This window comes from Aliiroseovarius sp. B-4 (genome assembly GCF_056857795.1).
On record NZ_JBSXNV010000035.1, the window covers coordinates 260,020 to 276,678 of the forward strand.

Annotated in this window: 16 protein-coding genes and 1 riboswitch; of the genes, 7 read left to right on the plus strand and 9 right to left on the minus strand. The window is 61.0% G+C overall.

Features of this window, described 5'->3' with window-relative positions; all coding sequences use genetic code 11:
• Position 1: 1 nt before the first annotated feature.
• Entirely contained in the window at positions 2–700 is a 699-nt protein-coding gene (locus tag AC13C8_RS09130; protein WP_091428809.1) for a DUF599 domain-containing protein, read from the minus strand.
• 88 nt (positions 701–788) lie between these two features.
• Here AC13C8_RS09130 and AC13C8_RS09135 point away from each other — a divergent pair, with 88 nt between their 5' ends.
• The 6 genes from AC13C8_RS09135 (at position 789) to AC13C8_RS09160 (ending at position 6,933) form a co-directional block, all read left to right on the plus strand.
• Positions 789–2,222, plus strand: coding sequence for an FAD-linked oxidase C-terminal domain-containing protein (locus AC13C8_RS09135; RefSeq protein WP_091428812.1), 1,434 nt, complete (start codon positions 789–791; stop codon positions 2,220–2,222).
• The gene (glcE, locus tag AC13C8_RS09140) at positions 2,219–3,343 is read left to right on the plus strand and encodes a glycolate oxidase subunit GlcE (RefSeq protein WP_482847098.1); all 1,125 of its coding nucleotides are present in this window, start codon (positions 2,219–2,221) and stop codon (positions 3,341–3,343) included. The genes AC13C8_RS09135 and glcE overlap by 4 nt, the downstream gene beginning before the upstream one ends.
• A 1-nt stretch (position 3,344) precedes the next feature.
• The gene (gene glcF / locus AC13C8_RS09145; RefSeq protein ID WP_482847099.1) at positions 3,345–4,625 is read left to right on the plus strand and encodes a glycolate oxidase subunit GlcF; all 1,281 of its coding nucleotides are present in this window, start codon (positions 3,345–3,347) and stop codon (positions 4,623–4,625) included.
• 89 nt (positions 4,626–4,714) lie between these two features.
• The gene (locus AC13C8_RS09150) at positions 4,715–5,542 is read left to right on the plus strand and encodes a trypsin-like serine peptidase (RefSeq protein ID WP_482847100.1); all 828 of its coding nucleotides are present in this window, start codon (positions 4,715–4,717) and stop codon (positions 5,540–5,542) included.
• Between the two features lie 62 nt (positions 5,543–5,604).
• Entirely contained in the window at positions 5,605–6,360 is a 756-nt protein-coding gene (locus AC13C8_RS09155; protein ID WP_482847101.1) for a trypsin-like serine peptidase, read from the plus strand.
• Between the two features lie 120 nt (positions 6,361–6,480).
• Positions 6,481–6,933, plus strand: a complete 453-nt coding sequence (locus tag AC13C8_RS09160) for an Hsp20 family protein (RefSeq protein WP_091428822.1) — start codon at positions 6,481–6,483, stop codon at positions 6,931–6,933.
• 56 nt (positions 6,934–6,989) lie between these two features.
• On the opposite strand, the gene AC13C8_RS09165 is transcribed toward AC13C8_RS09160, so the two are convergent.
• The 4 genes from AC13C8_RS09165 to AC13C8_RS09180 all read right to left on the minus strand — a co-directional run bounded on the left by AC13C8_RS09165 (position 6,990) and on the right by AC13C8_RS09180 (position 12,235).
• The gene (locus tag AC13C8_RS09165; protein ID WP_091428824.1) at positions 6,990–7,868 is read right to left on the minus strand and encodes a DMT family transporter; all 879 of its coding nucleotides are present in this window, start codon (positions 7,866–7,868) and stop codon (positions 6,990–6,992) included.
• Between the two features lie 77 nt (positions 7,869–7,945).
• Positions 7,946–8,086, minus strand: a riboswitch (FMN riboswitch).
• Positions 8,087–8,147: 61 nt separating this feature from the next.
• Positions 8,148–10,112: a vWA domain-containing protein gene (locus AC13C8_RS09170; protein WP_482847102.1), complete on the minus strand. Its 1,965-nt coding sequence runs from the start codon at positions 10,110–10,112 to the stop codon at positions 8,148–8,150.
• Positions 10,109–10,648, minus strand: a complete 540-nt coding sequence (locus tag AC13C8_RS09175; protein ID WP_091432043.1) for an RNA polymerase sigma factor — start codon at positions 10,646–10,648, stop codon at positions 10,109–10,111. The genes AC13C8_RS09170 and AC13C8_RS09175 overlap by 4 nt, the downstream gene beginning before the upstream one ends.
• A gap of 108 nt (positions 10,649–10,756) precedes the next feature.
• A complete protein-coding gene (locus AC13C8_RS09180) occupies positions 10,757–12,235 on the minus strand; it encodes an NAD-dependent succinate-semialdehyde dehydrogenase (protein ID WP_091428826.1) in 1,479 nt (492 codons plus the stop codon).
• A gap of 63 nt (positions 12,236–12,298) precedes the next feature.
• Between AC13C8_RS09180 and AC13C8_RS09185 the strand changes: the two genes are divergently transcribed.
• A complete protein-coding gene (locus tag AC13C8_RS09185) occupies positions 12,299–13,081 on the plus strand; it encodes an alpha/beta hydrolase (RefSeq protein WP_482847103.1) in 783 nt (260 codons plus the stop codon).
• 3 nt (positions 13,082–13,084) lie between these two features.
• On the opposite strand, the gene AC13C8_RS09190 is transcribed toward AC13C8_RS09185, so the two are convergent.
• From AC13C8_RS09190 to AC13C8_RS09205, 4 genes are all read right to left on the minus strand, one after another.
• On the minus strand, positions 13,085–13,642 hold the full coding sequence (locus tag AC13C8_RS09190; protein ID WP_091428828.1) for a hypothetical protein: 558 nt from the start codon (positions 13,640–13,642) through the stop codon (positions 13,085–13,087).
• A gap of 10 nt (positions 13,643–13,652) precedes the next feature.
• The gene (locus AC13C8_RS09195; RefSeq protein ID WP_482847104.1) at positions 13,653–14,639 is read right to left on the minus strand and encodes a P1 family peptidase; all 987 of its coding nucleotides are present in this window, start codon (positions 14,637–14,639) and stop codon (positions 13,653–13,655) included.
• 64 nt (positions 14,640–14,703) lie between these two features.
• Entirely contained in the window at positions 14,704–15,444 is a 741-nt protein-coding gene (locus tag AC13C8_RS09200) for an SDR family oxidoreductase (RefSeq protein ID WP_482847105.1), read from the minus strand.
• Between the two features lie 57 nt (positions 15,445–15,501).
• Positions 15,502–16,659 (minus strand): winged helix-turn-helix domain-containing protein, encoded by a 1,158-nt coding sequence (locus AC13C8_RS09205; RefSeq protein WP_482847106.1) that lies wholly within the window; start codon positions 16,657–16,659, stop codon positions 15,502–15,504.

Consider the following 16,659-nt stretch of genomic DNA (forward strand, 5'->3'; position numbering starts at 1 on the left):
CTTAGCTGTCGGGCTGCATAAGCACAGACCGTGAATGTGACGCAAATTCGCGCCGATACAGGACGAACACGGTCAGCAGGGTTGCGACGATCAAGCTGATGGGGCCAAGCAACCAGGCCAGCGCCCCCAAGGCGAAATAGACCGACCGTAGCCCACGATTAAAACTGCGCGCCGCCGATATGTTGATGTCTCCGGCCTTGCGGGCGCGGGGCAGGGCGGTAGGATCGTTTGGGTCATTGGGCACCGAGGCCATGACAACCGCGCAATAGCCGAACAATCGGTGCGACCAGACGAACTTTAGAAAGGCATTGGCGAGAAACAGCACCACCAGCAGGATCTTGACCTCCCACACCAGTTCAGGGGCGCTGCTTTGGGTCAGGTCTTGGGCGACGCCGCGCAGCCGCTCGGTATTGCCCAACAGGGCCATGCCGCCACCGATGGCAATCATTGACGCCGAAGCGAAGAAACTTGCCCCTTGGCGCAGGGTGGCCAGGATGGCGCTGTCGAAGATGCGCGGGTCGCGGGCGACGAACTGGACCATCCAGTCACGCCGGTATTGGGCGACAAGCCCTGACACCGAGGGTCTGGCGGGCGACGCGAATTCTATCCGCCAGCCAATTACGGCCCAGGCAAGAATGATCAGGCAGACGGCGACACCGTCCAGGGGTGAAAACAGGGAAAGGCGTTCGGTCAGGGACATGGGCGCACGCTATGCGCATTCCTTTCGGTTGCCAAACCGGAAAATTGGTAATATATTTTTACCAATTGCAGAATCTGGAGGGCTACCGATGCAGATGCCGACCCCCGACGCCACCATTCTTGCGCGCAAAGATCAGATCGTGAAGCGTCTGCAAGCCGTGCTGCCCGATGGCGCCGTGGTGCATGACCCGTTCGAGACCCGCGCCTATGAATGCGACGCGCTGACCGCCTACAAATGCCCACCGCTCTGTGCCGTTCTGCCCGCATCAACCGCCGAGGTGTCGGCGGTCATGCGTGTCTGTCACGAAGAAGGCGTGCCGGTGGTGCCACGTGGGGCGGGCACGTCGCTGGCGGGCGGGGCGCTGCCCACGGCCGACAGTGTGATCCTTGGCGTGGCCCGGTTGAATGATGTGCTTGAAACCGATTTTGCCAACCGGATCATCCGGGTGCAATCGGGCCGCACGAACCTGTCGGTCACTGGCGCGGTCGAGGAGGAAGGCTTTTTTTATGCGCCTGATCCGTCATCTCAGTTGGCCTGTGCGATTGCTGGCAATATCGCGATGAATTCCGGCGGGGCGCATTGCCTGAAATACGGTGTGACCACCAACAACCTGATGGGTGTGACCATGGTCATGGCCGATGGAGAAGTCGTGGAAATTGGCGGGGCGCACCTGGACGCAGGCGGGTTGGACCTGTTGGGGCTGATCTGTGGGTCCGAGGGCCAATTGGGCATCGTGACCGAGGCGACCCTGCGCATCCTTGCCAAACCCGAAGGCGCGCGTCCCGTGTTGGTCGGCTTTGACAGCAACGAGGTTGCGGGGGCCTGTGTGTCCGACATCATCAAATCCGGCATCCTGCCCGTCGCGATCGAATTCATGGACCGCCCTTGCATTCGTGCCACCGAGGCGTTTGCAGGCGCGGGCTATCCCGATTGCGAGGCGTTGTTGATCATCGAGGTCGAAGGCTCGGATGCTGAGATTGACGATCAATTGTCGCGCATTACCAAGATTGCCCGCGCCCACAACCCGGTCGAGCTGCGCGAGAGCACCTCGGCCGAGGAAAGCGCGAAGATCTGGTTGGGGCGCAAATCGGCGTTCGGCGCGATGGGGCAGATCAACGATTACATGTGCTTGGATGGCACGATCCCGGTGTCGGAATTGCCCTTGGTGCTGCGGCGCATTGGCGAGATGTCGAAGGACTATGGGTTGGACGTGGGCAACGTGTTTCACGCGGGCGATGGCAACATGCACCCGCTGATCCTGTTTGACGCCAACAAACCCGGTGATCTTGAGAAATGCGAGGCATTTGGGGCGGACATACTGAAGCTCTGTGTCGAGGTGGGCGGCTGTTTGACTGGCGAACACGGCGTTGGAGTAGAAAAAAGAGACTTGATGGTTTCACAATACAACCAAAGTGATCTGGAGATTCAATTGGCGGTAAAGGATGTGTTCGATCCAAACTGGCTTTTGAACCCGGCAAAGGTGTTCCCCTTGTCGTCCACGGAAACAAGGCGCGCGTCATGACCCCTACAACAGAAGCAGAACTGGCCGAAGCGATTGCGGCGGCCAACGGTCCCTTGCGGATAGCCGGTGGCGGGACGCGTGACATCGGTGTGCCGGTCGAAGGAGCGTCGTTGTCAACCTTGGGCTTGACTGGTGTCACGCTTTATGAACCCGGCGCACTGACCTTGGTGGTGCGCGCTGGCACCCCGCTTGCCGATATCGAGGCGCTACTGGCCAGGGAAGGCCAGCGTCTGGCCTTTGAACCCGGCGACATGCGTGCGCTTCTGGGCACCAAAGGCGGGTCGACCATCGGCGGAGTTATCGCCACCAACGCTTCTGGTCCCCGGCGCATTCAGGTTGGGGCAGCCCGTGATTTCTGTCTTGGGGTCCGTTTTGTTGACGGGCAGGGGCAGGTCCTGAAAAACGGCGGGCGCGTGATGAAGAACGTGACCGGCTATGACCTTGTAAAGCTGATGGCGGGCAGTTGGGGCACGTTGGGCGTCATGACCGAGGTCAGCCTGAAAGTGCTGGCCATTCCCGAAACCGAGGCGACGCTGGTCTGCAACGATGAATCTGCTGAAACCGCCGTGGCGTCCATGGCCGCCGCCTTGGGGTCGCCCTTCGATGTGACAGGTGCGGCTATGATAAACGGGCAGACGATGATCCGGGTCGAAGGCTTGGCAAAATCCGTCGCCTATCGCGCGAAGGCCTTGCAGGACGGTGTCTTGCAGGGGTTCGATATTGTCGAAGGCGCGGCCTCGGCCAAGCTGTGGGCCGACCTGCGCGACCTGACACCCTTTGCGGGCAGGGATGGCGCAGTCTGGCGCATCTCGGTCAAGCCGTCTGACGGACCGGCTCTGGTGCGTGAACTGAGCGCGCTGTCGCCCGAGGCAATTTTTGACTGGGGCGGCGGGCTGGTCTGGCTGCGTGTGGCCGATGAAGTCGATGCGGGTGCCCAGATGATCCGCGAGGATCTTGCTTCAATCGGCGGCCATGCCACTTTGGTTCGGGCAACCACCGAAACCCGTGCCTCTGTGCCGGTCTTCCATCCGGAGCCCGCGCCCATTGCGGCCCTCAGCCGTGGCCTGCGCGCGAAATTTGACCCGCGCGGTATCCTGAACCCCGGCCTGATGGGAGCCTGACATGCAAACGCATTTTACTGACGAGCAGTTGAAAGACCCTGCGATCAAGCGCGCCAATGAAATCCTGCGTTCTTGCGTGCATTGCGGGTTTTGCACGGCGACCTGCCCCAGCTATCAGGTGCTGGGGGATGAGCTCGACAGCCCGCGCGGACGCATCTATCTGATCAAGGACATGTTGGAGGCCGGGCGGCCTGCCGACAAGAAAACAGTCGAGCATGTGGATAAATGCCTGTCCTGCCTTGCCTGCATGACCACCTGTCCGTCCGGCGTGCATTACATGCATCTGATCGACCACGCCCGCGCGCATATCGAAAAAACCTATAAGCGCCCGCTGTTTGACCGGCTGCTGCGCTGGACACTGGCGCAGATCATCCCCTATCCGGGCCGGTTCCGGCTGGCGATGCAAGCGGCCCGATTGGGTCGCCCGCTGCGCAAATTCATGCCAGACCCGCGACTGGAGGCGATGCTGGAAATGGCACCGCCCAAGTTGCCAAAACCCAGCCCGAACGATAAGCCGCAAACCTTTCCGGCCAAGGGTGCGCGCAAGAAACGCGTGGCGCTGTTGACCGGTTGCGCGCAGAAGGCACTGGACACGGACATCAATGACGCAACGATCCGCCTGCTGACGCGACTGGGCTGCGAAGTGGTGGTGGCCAAGGGCATGGGGTGTTGCGGGGCGCTGACCCATCACATGGGCAAAGAGCGTGAGAGCCACGCCCAGGCTGGTGCAAATATCACCGCCTGGATCGCCGAGAAGAACGGCGCGGGGCTGGACGCCATCGTCATCAACACTTCAGGGTGCGGCACGACCGTCAAGGATTACGGGCACATGTTCCGCAATGACGCGTTGGCCGAAGATGCTGCGACGGTGTCGGCATTGGCCATGGATGTCAGCGAACTTCTGATGAAACTCGATCTGCCCGAAGCGCAGATGAACAAGCGGGTGGCCTATCATTCGGCCTGTAGTTTGCAACACGGCCAGCAGGTCAAGACCCACCCCAAAACGCTTTTGAAACGCGCAGGATTCGAGGTCGTCGAACCCGTCGATGCCCATCTATGCTGCGGGTCCGCCGGGACATATAACCTGATGCAGCCCGCGATCTCGCAAGAGTTGAAACGCCGCAAGGTCGCTAATCTGGAAGCCAAAACGCCCGAGATCATCGCAGCCGGTAATATTGGCTGCATGATGCAGATCGGATCGGGCACAGGTGTCCCGGTGGTTCACACGGTCGAGTTGCTGGATTGGGCAACCGGGGGGCCACAGCCACGCAAATTGACCTGACCATGGCAGTTTTTTCTTTTTCCTGTCCCCATTTTCGCCCTAAACATATGGTGAGAGGGTGGAAGAACCGCCCCACCAGAGGCAGAGACATGAAGAAACTAATCGCTATGATGGCGGTGGGCCTATGGCTTGCCAGCCCTTTGGTCGCATCCGATCCGTCACCGCTGCGAACCTTGATGACAGGGGATGAAAGCCGGGGATGGGAAGGCGTAGGGCGGTTGAACATCGGCGCAGGTGGCTTATGCACTGGCGCGATGATTGGCGAAAACCTGGTGCTGACTGCTGCGCATTGCATGTTTGACAAAACCACGGGCGAACGTGTTCAACCCAAAGACATTCAGTTTCTGGCGGGCTGGCGCAACGGTCGGGCGTCGGCCTATCGCGGGGTGCGCCGGGCGGTTGTGCATCCTGATTTCACCTTTTCAGGCGATGACAAGGCCGCCCGCGTTGTGAACGATCTGGCGGTGCTGGAGTTGGATCAGCCGATCCGCAAAAGCTCGGTCAAGCCGTTCGCCATTCATTCCCGCCCGCGCAAGGGGGCCGAGGTCGGCGTCGTGTCCTATGCGCATGATCGCGCAGAAAGTCCGGCATTGCAGGAAATGTGTAAGGTGCTGGCGCGTCAAAGCGGGGCGCTGGTGCTGAGTTGCTCAGTCGATTTCGGCTCGTCCGGTGCGCCGGTTTTTGTGGTGCAGGATGGAAAGCCCGCGATTGTGTCGGTAATTTCGGCAAAAGCAATGGTGCGGAACATTCCTGTGTCGCTGGGCACCAGCCTTGAAAAACCGCTGGCGGACCTCATGGATATGCTTGCCAATGGCGATGGTGTCTTTACGCGCGTGCAGCCCGTGTCGCGCCCACCGGTAAGCAACTTCGGAACCGGTGCCGCCGGCCCGGGCGGCGCAAAATTCCTGCGCCCGTAATGCTAAGGTTGCGCTGCTTTTTCCTTTGTTTCACGGCACTTCTTCTAACGCTTCCCGCCGCGATGGCGGAAGAGTCCACGAGCCTGCGCCGCTTGACCAAGCGTGAAGACTTGTTTGGATACGAGGCTGTTGGGCGTCTGGATTTCGGGCAAACGGGTTATTGCACCGGTGTCTTGATTACAACAGACCTTGTTCTGACAGCCGCCCATTGTCTGCGCAGTGTTGCGCGTGCGGGCCATGTCCAGGGGCTTCGCTTTCGGGCAGGTTTGCGCGACGGGCGCGCCGTGGCAACTCGCAACGCGAAACTGGCGATCATGCATCCGGACTATGACCCCAATCAGTGGATGAACGCTGTGAATATTCGCAACGATGTTGGATTGGTGCAACTCGACGCCCCAATTGCGGCGGCGGTCGCAGCCCCGTTTGCGGTTGCGCAGCTTCCACCCACCAAACGGAAAGTGTCGGTGGTCAGCTTCGGGGAAGGGCGCGATGCTGCCCTGTCGCGGCAAGCGGTCTGTGACGTATTGGGGCGAAATGCAGGTTTGCTGGCCTTTGATTGCGATGTCACGTTCGGATCGTCCGGGGCCCCGGTGTTTGACGACAGCGCACGCCGCGTGCGCATCGTGTCGCTCGTGTCCGCGGGAACGCGGGGCGGGCGCAACAAGATCGCCTATGGCACAGAATTGTTCGAGCGTGTGGCCGAAATAAAGCGTGCCCTGCGGGCCGGAACAGGCATCATTGGTAAAACCGGTTTTGAGCCTCGCCGATTAGGCGTCGGGCAGTCGAATGATGGTGGCGCGAAATTTCTGCGTCCCTGACCCCTTGAAGGGTGAAAAAACTTCCATAAATCTGTGGCACGGGCGCCGAAGGATCGGGCCCGGAACTCTGCCTGTCCCAGTGAAGGGAAGGCGCAACACTGTCGCTTTCAGGAGGACACCATGCGTAACTTTGACCTTTCGCCCCTATACCGCGCCACCGTCGGTTTCGATCAGATCGCCGACCTGATGGACCGGGTGCTGACCAATGACGTGAGCCGCGAAAGCTATCCGCCCTATAACATTGAAAAGATCGCTGACGACGGTTGGCGCATTTCGGTTGCTGTGGCGGGCTTCACCGAAGACGAACTGTCGGTGGAAGTTCGCGAAAACGCCTTGGTCATCTCGGCCAAGAAGGCGGACGAGGAAGAGCGGACCTATCTGCACCGTGGCATTGCCACGCGTGCGTTCGAGCGCCGCTTTCATCTGGCCGACCATGTGCGCGTGACGGGCGCATCCCATGAACATGGTATGTTGCATATCGACCTTGTGCGCGAAGTGCCCGAGGCTTTGAAGCCACGCCGGATCGAGATTGCAAAATCCAAGGACGTGGAACGCAAAGCGATCGAAGCCTAAACATGGCTTGATCATCCGATAAGATGGGCGCGGAGGGCAACCTCCGCGCTTTTGTTTTACACGGTCTGACGCCGTTCCTGTTCCAGCAGGTAAAAGCTGGCCGCCAGAATGATCGCGGTGCCCAGCCACATGGACCCGGTTGGCAGAAAACCGAAAACGGCAAATCCCAGCACCACGTTGAACACCAGCTTCAGATGGTCAAACGGTTGCAGGAAGGCCGCATCGGCCAGCGAGTAGGCACGCACCAGCACATGCTGTGCAAAGGCGGTCAATAGCCCGGCACCGACCACCAGCCAGATTGCGTCCATCGGCAGGGTGAACCCTGACCCAAGCGCCAAAGCGGCATTGATCGGGCTGAGGAGGACCAGAAGATAGATCGTGACTGTCTCCGGCCCATCTGCGCGGGTCAGAAACTTCGTGATCACCGAACTGGCCGCCCAAAGGGCGGCGGCGCCGACGGGCAGAAGGGCCACAAGCTCGAACCGGTCGGACCAGGGTTCAAGGATGACTGCACCGCCGATGATCCCAAGAAGGACCGCACCCCAGCGATGCATGGACACCGTTTCACGCAGGAACAGCCCCGCACCGAGTGTCACAAAAAACGGGGATAGTAAGATAAGTGCGATGGCCTGCCAGATCGGAACATACGCCAAGCCCAGCGTCCAAAGCTGGACACCTCCGGCGGCCAAGGCGACGCGCAGAATATGCAACCAGACCTGCCCGGTTTTTATCGCCGCCGCACGGTGGCGAACCACCCATGGCAGGTAAAACCCCAAAGCGATCAGATATTGCCAGAACGTAACCGAGGGCGCGGACGCCCCCATTTTCATTGTCGCCCCTTGCAGAGCTGTGTTCACGACGGCGAAGCTTGCGCCTGCCAGAACCATGAGACCAGCGGCCTTCACAGGCGTGGTCAGTGTCAGTTGATGAGCCATTGCGCAATGTCCTTTCTTCCTTACGCGTTGACCCAAGGCAGAAGGACAAGGCGCGCGGGAAAACCCGTCGCGCCTTTGACCATCCTCTTCCATCCGGACTTTAACCGTCGGCCCCGGAATTTCACCGGATCTGCTGACCCAGGCGTTTCATTAGAAACGCGAGGCGCTCGCGGGCTGTAACCGCCGGTGGGGAATTTCGCCCCGCCCTGAGAATGTCGCCACCCCGGCAGGGGCAGCGACAGGGAAGATAGGTTCGGGATGGCGCGCGGTCAAGCGGCCTTAGTTCGACAGGCTCTCGGCCAGACGCATCAGCGTGACCGCCTCGGCCCGGTAGCCATAAGGGTCGTCGCCCTTGGACCCGTTGGCCAGCGCGATGGCGTCGGAGTACGTCCAGTCGCCAAGATATTTGTCCTCGCGCAGCAACTGGCCGAAGCCAGCGATGGCGGCGGCAAACTGCTGTTCGCTGCCCGCTTTGTCCGCATCGGACATGATCGGCGTCTCGATCAACGTGCTGACATCCTCGCCGGGGCGTTTGTAGCGCAGTTTGAGAAAGCCAATCTCGTCCGACCCATCCGCGTCAGGGCTCGGGGCATAGCGTAGCGCGTCTGTCAAAACGGCATCCGAGCCGACAGGCGTGACCTCGTAGATCGCCGTCACCTGATGGCCCGCCCCAATCTCGCCCGCGTCCACCTTGTCATTGTTGAAGTCCTCGCGCGCCAAGGTGCGGGTTTCATAGCCGATCAGACGGTATTCCGCGACTTGGGCGGGGTTGAACTCGACTTGTATTTTTACGTCATCAGCAAGGGGGTAAAGCACGCCGGAAAGCTGATCGACGAGCACTTTTCGCGCCTCGCCCAGCGTATCGATATACGCGGCCTGCCCATTTCCGTTCTGCGCCAGTGCCTGCATGGTCGCGTCATCCAGATTGCCGCGCCCGAAGCCCAGGATCGACAGATAGGTGCCGGTGTCGCGCTTGTCCGCAATGAAATCCTTCAGCGCGTCGGGGTCGTGAATGCCCACATTGAAATCACCATCCGTGGCCAGCAGCACTCGACCAACTTCGCCGTCAGCGGCCATGCGGTCCGCAATCTGATAGGCCAGTTCGATCCCTTGCGCACCAGCGGTCGATCCACCAGCATCCAACCGGTCCAGAGCGCCCAGAATGGTGGCACGATCTGCGGCTTTGGTGGGTTCCAGAACCTCGCCTGCGCTGCCAGCATAAGCGACGATGGCGACCTCATCCTCCGGCCGCAATTCGGATAACATCAGGCGCAGGCTTTGCTTCAGAAGCGGCAGTTTATCGGGGTCTGACATCGACCCGGACGTGTCGATCAGGAACACCAGGTTCAGCGGTGGGCGGTCCGTGATCATCTCGCCCTGAATGCCGATTTGCACCAGTTGCGTGCCGGAATTCCACGGCGTTTGCATCGTCGTAACCGTGGGTGCGAACGGATGCGGCCCCTCGGGCGCGGGGTAGGTGTAGGGGAAGTAGTTCACCATTTCCTCGATCCGCACCGCGTCCGGGTTGGGCAGATAGCCCGATTTCAAATCGCGCCGCACCACCGCATAGCTGGCCGTGTCCACGTCGATCGAGAAGGTGGAAACCGGGTCCTCGGTTGTAATTTTCAGGGGCGAAGGGACCTCGTTGGCGTATTCTTCGCCGCGTGCATCCCGCGGCACGGGTAGGATGCCGGGCATGTCGTCATACGTGATGTAACCGTCGCTGTCCGCAAAGGGCGATCCGTCCGCCTCCATCAACGGTTCGGCGACAACGGAAGGGGTGGCTTGCCCGGTCTGTGCACGCAACTCAGTCGTGCTGTCAGACCGAGTCCGTGCGGGCGGCTGTGCAACTTTTCCCAAAGGTTTGGGGGCGGACGGCGCGATTGCCTCTTCGCGTTCAATCAGCGTGTCATCGACTGTGGGTGTCGGGGTCATCGTCACCCCCGGCATTTCCACCTGATCAACATTCGGCATCACCACCAGCACGGCAAAGCCCACCGCCACCAGCGCGGTCGTCGCAGCCAATCCGCCGCGTGTGTTCAACGCATTCAACATTTCAAGAACTCCTTTTCCAAGCGCCCCGAATTTCGGAGCGTCAGAAGTAGGACGCGCGCCGTCACGCGATCCTTGGAGGTCATCGAAATTTTTCATCGCAAGCGCCAGATCGGCCTCTTTCTTTGAGGCGTCCGGGGCAGGTGGGGCCGCGTGCAGGGCGGCCTTCAGATCGTCCAGATCGTCGGTCATATCGCGTCCTCCTCAGCCCGCATCGCACGCAGGCGTTTCTTCACTTCGGACATCCGCCAGGCGATGGTGCCTTCGGACAGACCCAGAACGTCGCCGGCTTGCGCCTGTGTCAATTCTTCACCAAGAACCAATGCGACGGTGTCACGTAACTCGTCGGGCAGGGCGGTCATGGCCTGGGTCAGCCAATCCTGCGCCTCGGTCTCTTCCCGGATGGCTGCGCGCCGGTTCACTTCCCAATCACCCCAGCCATCGGCAGCCCGCGCGTGGGTTGCAGCACGGCGGCGACGGTCATGGGCGGCATTCACGGCAATGCGGTAGAGCCAGGTTGTGAACCGTGCCTCGGCCCGGAAACCTTTTAGCTTGGCGGGCAGGGCCGCGCAGATATCTTGCGTCAGGTCTTCGGCATCCGCCCGATTTCCCATCATCCGGAACGTAAACGCGAACAGCCGGTCATAGTGGCGTGACAGCAGGGCCGCGAAGGCAGCCCTGTCCCCTGTCACCGCCGCTGCGGCCAGTTCCTCGTCCTGATCGGTCATCATCTTCACATAGAGTAAGACGCGGGCGAAACGTCAATCCTTGGCGGAAAACCGAAAAAAGGCGGCAGGTTGCCCCACCGCCTTGAGCCTATTGCTTTTTCACTCAGATCAGACCGACATGCAGATATATTTCATCTCAAGGAAATCCTCGATCCCGTGGCGTGAACCTTCGCGGCCAAGGCCCGATTGTTTCACGCCACCAAACGGTGCGGTTTCGGTCGAGATGATGCCGGTGTTCACCCCGACGATCCCGTATTCCAGCGCCTCGGCCACTTTGTAGACACGGCTCAGGTTGTTGGCATAGAAATACGACGCCAGCCCGAAAATCGTGTCGTTGGCCTGTGCGATCACGTCATCTTCATCCTTGAACTTGAACAAGGGCGCCATGGGTCCGAAGGTCTCGTCCGTGGCGACCTCCATATCACGCGTGGCGTTCTTGATAATTGTGGGTTCGAAGAACAGCCCGCCTTTTTCGTGCTCCTTGCCGCCCAAAATGATCTCGCCGCCCTTGGAGGTTGCGTCGGCGATGTGCTCGCGCACTTTTTCAACCGCGCTTTGCGAGATCAATGGACCCAGGGCAATGCCTTCGTTCAACCCGTCACCGACGGGCAGGGCGGACACGGCCTTGGTGAAGCGCTTGGCGAATTCGTCATAGACGCCTTCCTGCACATAGATCCGGTTGGCGCAGACGCAGGTCTGGCCATTGTTGCGGAATTTGCAGGCGATGGCGCCTTCGACGGCGGCATCCAGATCGGCGTCGTCAAACACGATGAAGGGCGCGTTGCCGCCCAGCTCCATCGAGCATTTCAGCACCTGATCGGCGGCCTGACGCAGCAGGATGCGGCCAACATTGGTCGATCCTGTGAAAGTCAGCTTGCGCACCAAGGGGTTCTCGCAGAACTCCTTGCCGATGTCTGAACTGCGCGAGCTGGGCACGATGTTGAACACACCGGCCGGGATGCCCGCACGGTCAGCCAGGACGGCCAGAGCGGTGGCAGACAGCGGTGTCTCCGCCGCCGGACGCCCCACAAAGCCACATCCTGCCGCGACAGCCGGGCCGCATTTGCGTGTGATCATCGCGTTGGGGAAGTTCCACGGCGTGATCGAGGCGACGACCCCGATCGGCTGACGGATCACCATCAGCCGCTTGTCGGGTTGGTGGCCGGGGATGGTTTCGCCATAGATGCGTTTTGCCTCTTCGCCGAACCATTCGATGAAGCTGGCACCATAGGCGATCTCGCCGGTCGCCTCGGCCAGGGGTTTGCCCATTTCAGCGGTCAGGATGGTGGCCAGGTCGCCCTGGTTTTCCATCATAAGGTTGAACCATTTGCGCATGATGCCCGCGCGTTCTTTCGCGGTGCGCTTGGCCCATTCGCGGCCCGCCTTATCGGCGCAGTCGATCGCGTGCGCGACTTCGGCACGGGACAGATCTGCCACTTTGGCAATCACATCGCCGCGTGCGGGGTTCTTGACATCGAAGGTTGCGCCGTCTTTGGCATCGATCCATTCGCCGTTCACATAGGCGCGGGTTTCGACCAAGGACGGGTCTTTCAGCAAGCTCTTCAGCTCGGTTGCATTGGCGGCCATTTTCCTCTCCCATAGCTCTGGTGTCGTTCGGGGTGGTCCCGACGCAATCACAGGACATCTGTCATGAATTTCGACATAGCCTATGCGAACGCGGATTTCATCCCGAATGGATACGATTTCCCGGCAAAATGGCAGAAATTGGCGAGCGACTTTCGCGCATCGCACAAGAATCTTCGGCTTGACCTGCCGTATGGCGAAGATGCTTCGAACGCGTTTGACCTGGTGTTGCCTGACACGCCACCCAAGGGCTTGATAGTGTTCGTTCATGGCGGGTATTGGAAGGCGTTCGGACGCCGCGACTGGACCCATCTTGCGGCGGGTTCGGTTGCGCAGGGTTACGCCGTAGCCCTGCCATCCTATCCGCTTGCGCCAGACGCGCGCATATCCCAGATCACGCGCTTTGTCGCGAAGGCCATCGACACCGCGGCCGCGCATGTAACCGGCCCCATTCGGCTGGTCGGTCATTCCGCCGGTGGGCATCTGGTGGCGCGGATGAACTGTCATGATGTGCCGTTGGTCTGTCGTGACCGAATTGTGCGAATCATGCCGATTTCGCCGCTGGGGGATTTGCACCCCCTGATGCAAACCGCCATGAATGACACGCTTCGTATTGACGAGGCCGAGGCGCAGTCGGAAAGCCCCGCCCTGATAGACCGGCGCGCCGGTATTCCAACCACGGTCTGTGTGGGGGCGGACGAGCGTCCTGCCTTTCTGGATCAGGCCCGTGACCTCGCGCTATTCTGGTCCGAGGCCGATCTGGTCATCATTCCCGACCGACACCATTTTGATGTGATCGAGCCACTGATGGACCCGGACAGCGATATGGTAGCCGATCTGTTGCGTTAGGCTCTAGCGGCCGAAATCTTCCAGCGCACGGTGGTCGATGGTTTCAAGCACGGGGATCATCACCTCAAGGTCCGCGCCTTCGGCCTGAATCAAGATCCTGCCATCGACGATGCCTGACAATTCTCCATCCTGATTAAGATATTTCATCCTCCCGACACGTTCAAGCTTTGCCCCCATCAGCCCGGCATTGGACAGCATCCCAGACAGCGCGCCCACCATCGGGTTATTCGCCATGATGGTGATCGAAAACTCTTCCGACCCATTGGAATAGGTCGCCTCGGCCCCCGCGCCGCCGCCCAGCATGGCAAGGCCCGCATTCATCTCGGTCGACACCTCACGCGTCCAACCCTCGGGGGCGTCCGGCAGAAACTTGGCCAGGTCCGCTGTTTTCATCGCCTGAAGCAATTGTTTGGCGTATTCCAGTTCTTCCAGCGTGTAGGTGATGTCGCCTTCCTCATAGGCTTTCAGGGCGCTTTGAAGCGTATCGGTCACTTCGTCTGCTCCGGCAAGGGTTGGTGCCAGCAGGGTGGCCAGAGCAACGGCTTTGAACAAGTGTTTCATAAGATCCTCCTCAAGAAAATTTCTCGGCCCATGCGGGCAATGTGTCATGTTTAGCGGGCTTTGCCGCGTAAACCCCGCGCGCGATGGCACGGGCCAGACAGGTGGCGGCGGCATGACCCAGACGCAGCGCATCAAAGTCTGCGTCAGGCATGGCGTGTGCCCCTGTGGCGGCGGCAAATACCAGGTCGCCATCAAAGGGTGTGTGGCTGGGATGGATCGCGCGCGCCATCCCGTCATGGGCGGCGGTGGCCAGTCGGGTGGCCTGCGCTTGGGTCAGGTCCGCATCGGTGGCGATGATCGCGATGGTGGTATTTTCGCCCAGCCGCGCCTCGGGCCGAGGTTCAGTGCTCGGGTCGTTGGTGCCCATGCCACGTGCGCCAAACTCGCTGTTCATCTCCCAGGGTGCGGCCCAGAATGTGGGACCGTCGCCCATTGTTACCGCGCCCAAAGCATTCACCGCCACCAATGCGCCCACGGTGACGCCGTTGTCCATCACCCATGAGGCCGAGCCTAACCCGCCCTTCAACCCGTCAACCGTAGCACCGGTGCCCGCGCCGGTCGTGCCAAGTGTGAAATCTTCGCTTGCCACTTCCAGTGCCGCGCGACCGAGCGCCTTATAAGGGTTCTCGGCCCAGCCCTTGTCGCCGCCGTTCAGAAGATCAAACAGGATCGCGCCCGGCACAATCGGCACGCGCTGGTCGCCCACCCGAAACCCGCGATCCTGCGCGCGCAACCCGTCCGCCACGCCGGATGCTGCATCCAGACCAAAGGCTGATCCACCCGACAGAACCAATGCATCCACTTGCTGCACCAGCTTGTCAGGGGCAAGCAGCGCGGTTTCGCGGGTCCCCGGCGCACCGCCCATGATGTGAACGCCTGCCGTGAATGGGGCATCACCCACCAGCACGGTGCTGCCGGTCTTGATCACTTCGTCCTGGGCATTGCCGACCCGCAGGCCAGCGACATCAGTGATCAGATTGCGGGGTCCGGGTTTCATCTCGTTCTCTTTTTCTTGTCACAAATATCCCACGGGGGTCCGGGGGTGTGAAACCCCCGGAGCATCAGATGCACCGCCCGCCGTCGACTTCCATCGCAACGCCCGTGACCATTGACGCTTCGTCCGAGCACAGGAAACACGCCGCGTTGCCCATATCCTCGGGGGTTGAAAACCGGCCCAGCGGGATGGTGGACAGGAACTTGGCGCGCATCTCGGGCGTGTCCTCGCCCATGAAGCTGGACAGAAGCGGCGTCTCGCCCGCAACCGGGCAGATCGCGTTGACGCGAACGCCATGTGGGGCCAGTTCAACCGCCATCGCTTTGGTCGCGGTGATCATCCAACCCTTGGAGGCGTTGTACCAGTTCAGGTTCGGGCGCGGGCTAAGCCCGGCGGTCGAGGCCACGTTCAGGATCGCGCCCGCGCCTGCTGCCTTCATCGACGGCACGAAATAACGCGCCATCAGGTAAACCGATTTGGCGTTGACGGCAAAGACGCGGTCGAACTCGCCCTCGTCAACCTCCTCCATCGGTTTGGGCAAATGGGTGATGCCCGCATTGTTCACGATAATGTCCACATGGCCCCAAAGCTCATGCGCCGCGCGGGCCATTTGGGCGACGCTGTCACCGCTGGAGACATCGACGTGATGGGCCACGCCGCCCACCTCGGCAGCCACCGCGCGGGCCAGATCGTCATTCAGGTCGGCGACCATCACGCTTGCGCCCACGGCTGCGAATTTGCGAACAATACCAGCGCCGAAGCCTGACGCACCGCCGGTCACGATCGCCGTTTTACCCTGAAGCCGCATCCGATCCCCCCCTTGGTTGTTGGGCCGAGCTTGCGCCGATTTGCGCAGCGGTGCAAGTCAACCGCGCGGGGTCAGCCAATGCACCTGATCCAGCCCGGCGAACCGCGCAAATCGCGCAAGTTCACCGTCCAGCTTGGCATGGCGCGCGGCAACCCAGCGCACGCCGGGCTCAGGCCAGAAGCCAATCACGCTCAGAGTCTTGGCCTTGCGATCCGCTTTCAGCTCGATCCGCCCGACGAAGCGGTCGCCTTGCAGCAGAGGATAGACGTAATAGCCCCAGCGTCGTTTGGGCTTGGGGACGAACATTTCGTTGCGGTAGTCGAAGCCGAACAGACGCTCCAACCGGGCGCGGTCGCGGATGGCCGGGTCAAACGGGTTCAGGATGCGCAACCGCGTGGTGGGCGCGGGCAGGGTGGCGAGCCGCGTTTCGATGTCGGGATGGGCAAGGGAAGTGACCGACCCCTTGTCAGCCGTCTCGATTTCGACCGGCACCAGTTCGGCGGCGTCACACCAGCTTTTCGCCTCACGCGCGCTCATCGCCTCCCAGAAACGACCCACCTCGCCACTGGTGCCGAAGCTCAGCCGGTCCATCGCGGCAGAGCACAGCCAGTCGACGGCGTGGGCATCCTCGGCGGGGTCATGCGTGGGGAAAACCCGCGCGCCCAGATCATAGAACTTCACGAAGTTTTCGCGGTGGCAGGTTGCCAGTTCGCCCGCATACCACATCTGATCCAGCGCCTTCTTGTGCGGCGGGCGCGCCCACATCTCGCGGGTTTCGGCCTTGGTGTCGAAGGCGTGGGTGGACAGTGCGCCCTCGTCCTTGATGCGTTGCCGAATCTCGGCGATTTGGGCTTGTCCCAACCCCGATTGATACCAGTCATGCCGCGCCACCCGCGCGCCCAGACGGTCAAACTGGCGCCGCCAGAATGGCAGAACACGCATGTCGATCAGGCTGGCGTCATGGGTGAAATGTTCGAACACATCACGCTGGGCCAGCCGATCCCAGATCATCCCTTCACGGACATTCTGATTACGGCTCCATAGGATGTGGTTGTGCGCGCGGGTCACGTTGCGGATCGTGTCGATCTGAACGAACCCCAACCGCCTGATGATCGAGTCGAGGTCCAGCGGGCCGGTCGGCGTGTCCGACAGGGCGTTGGTCCACAGCCACAAGTGTCGCGCCTGCTTGTTTGAAAGTTTCAGGTGCGCGCCCAT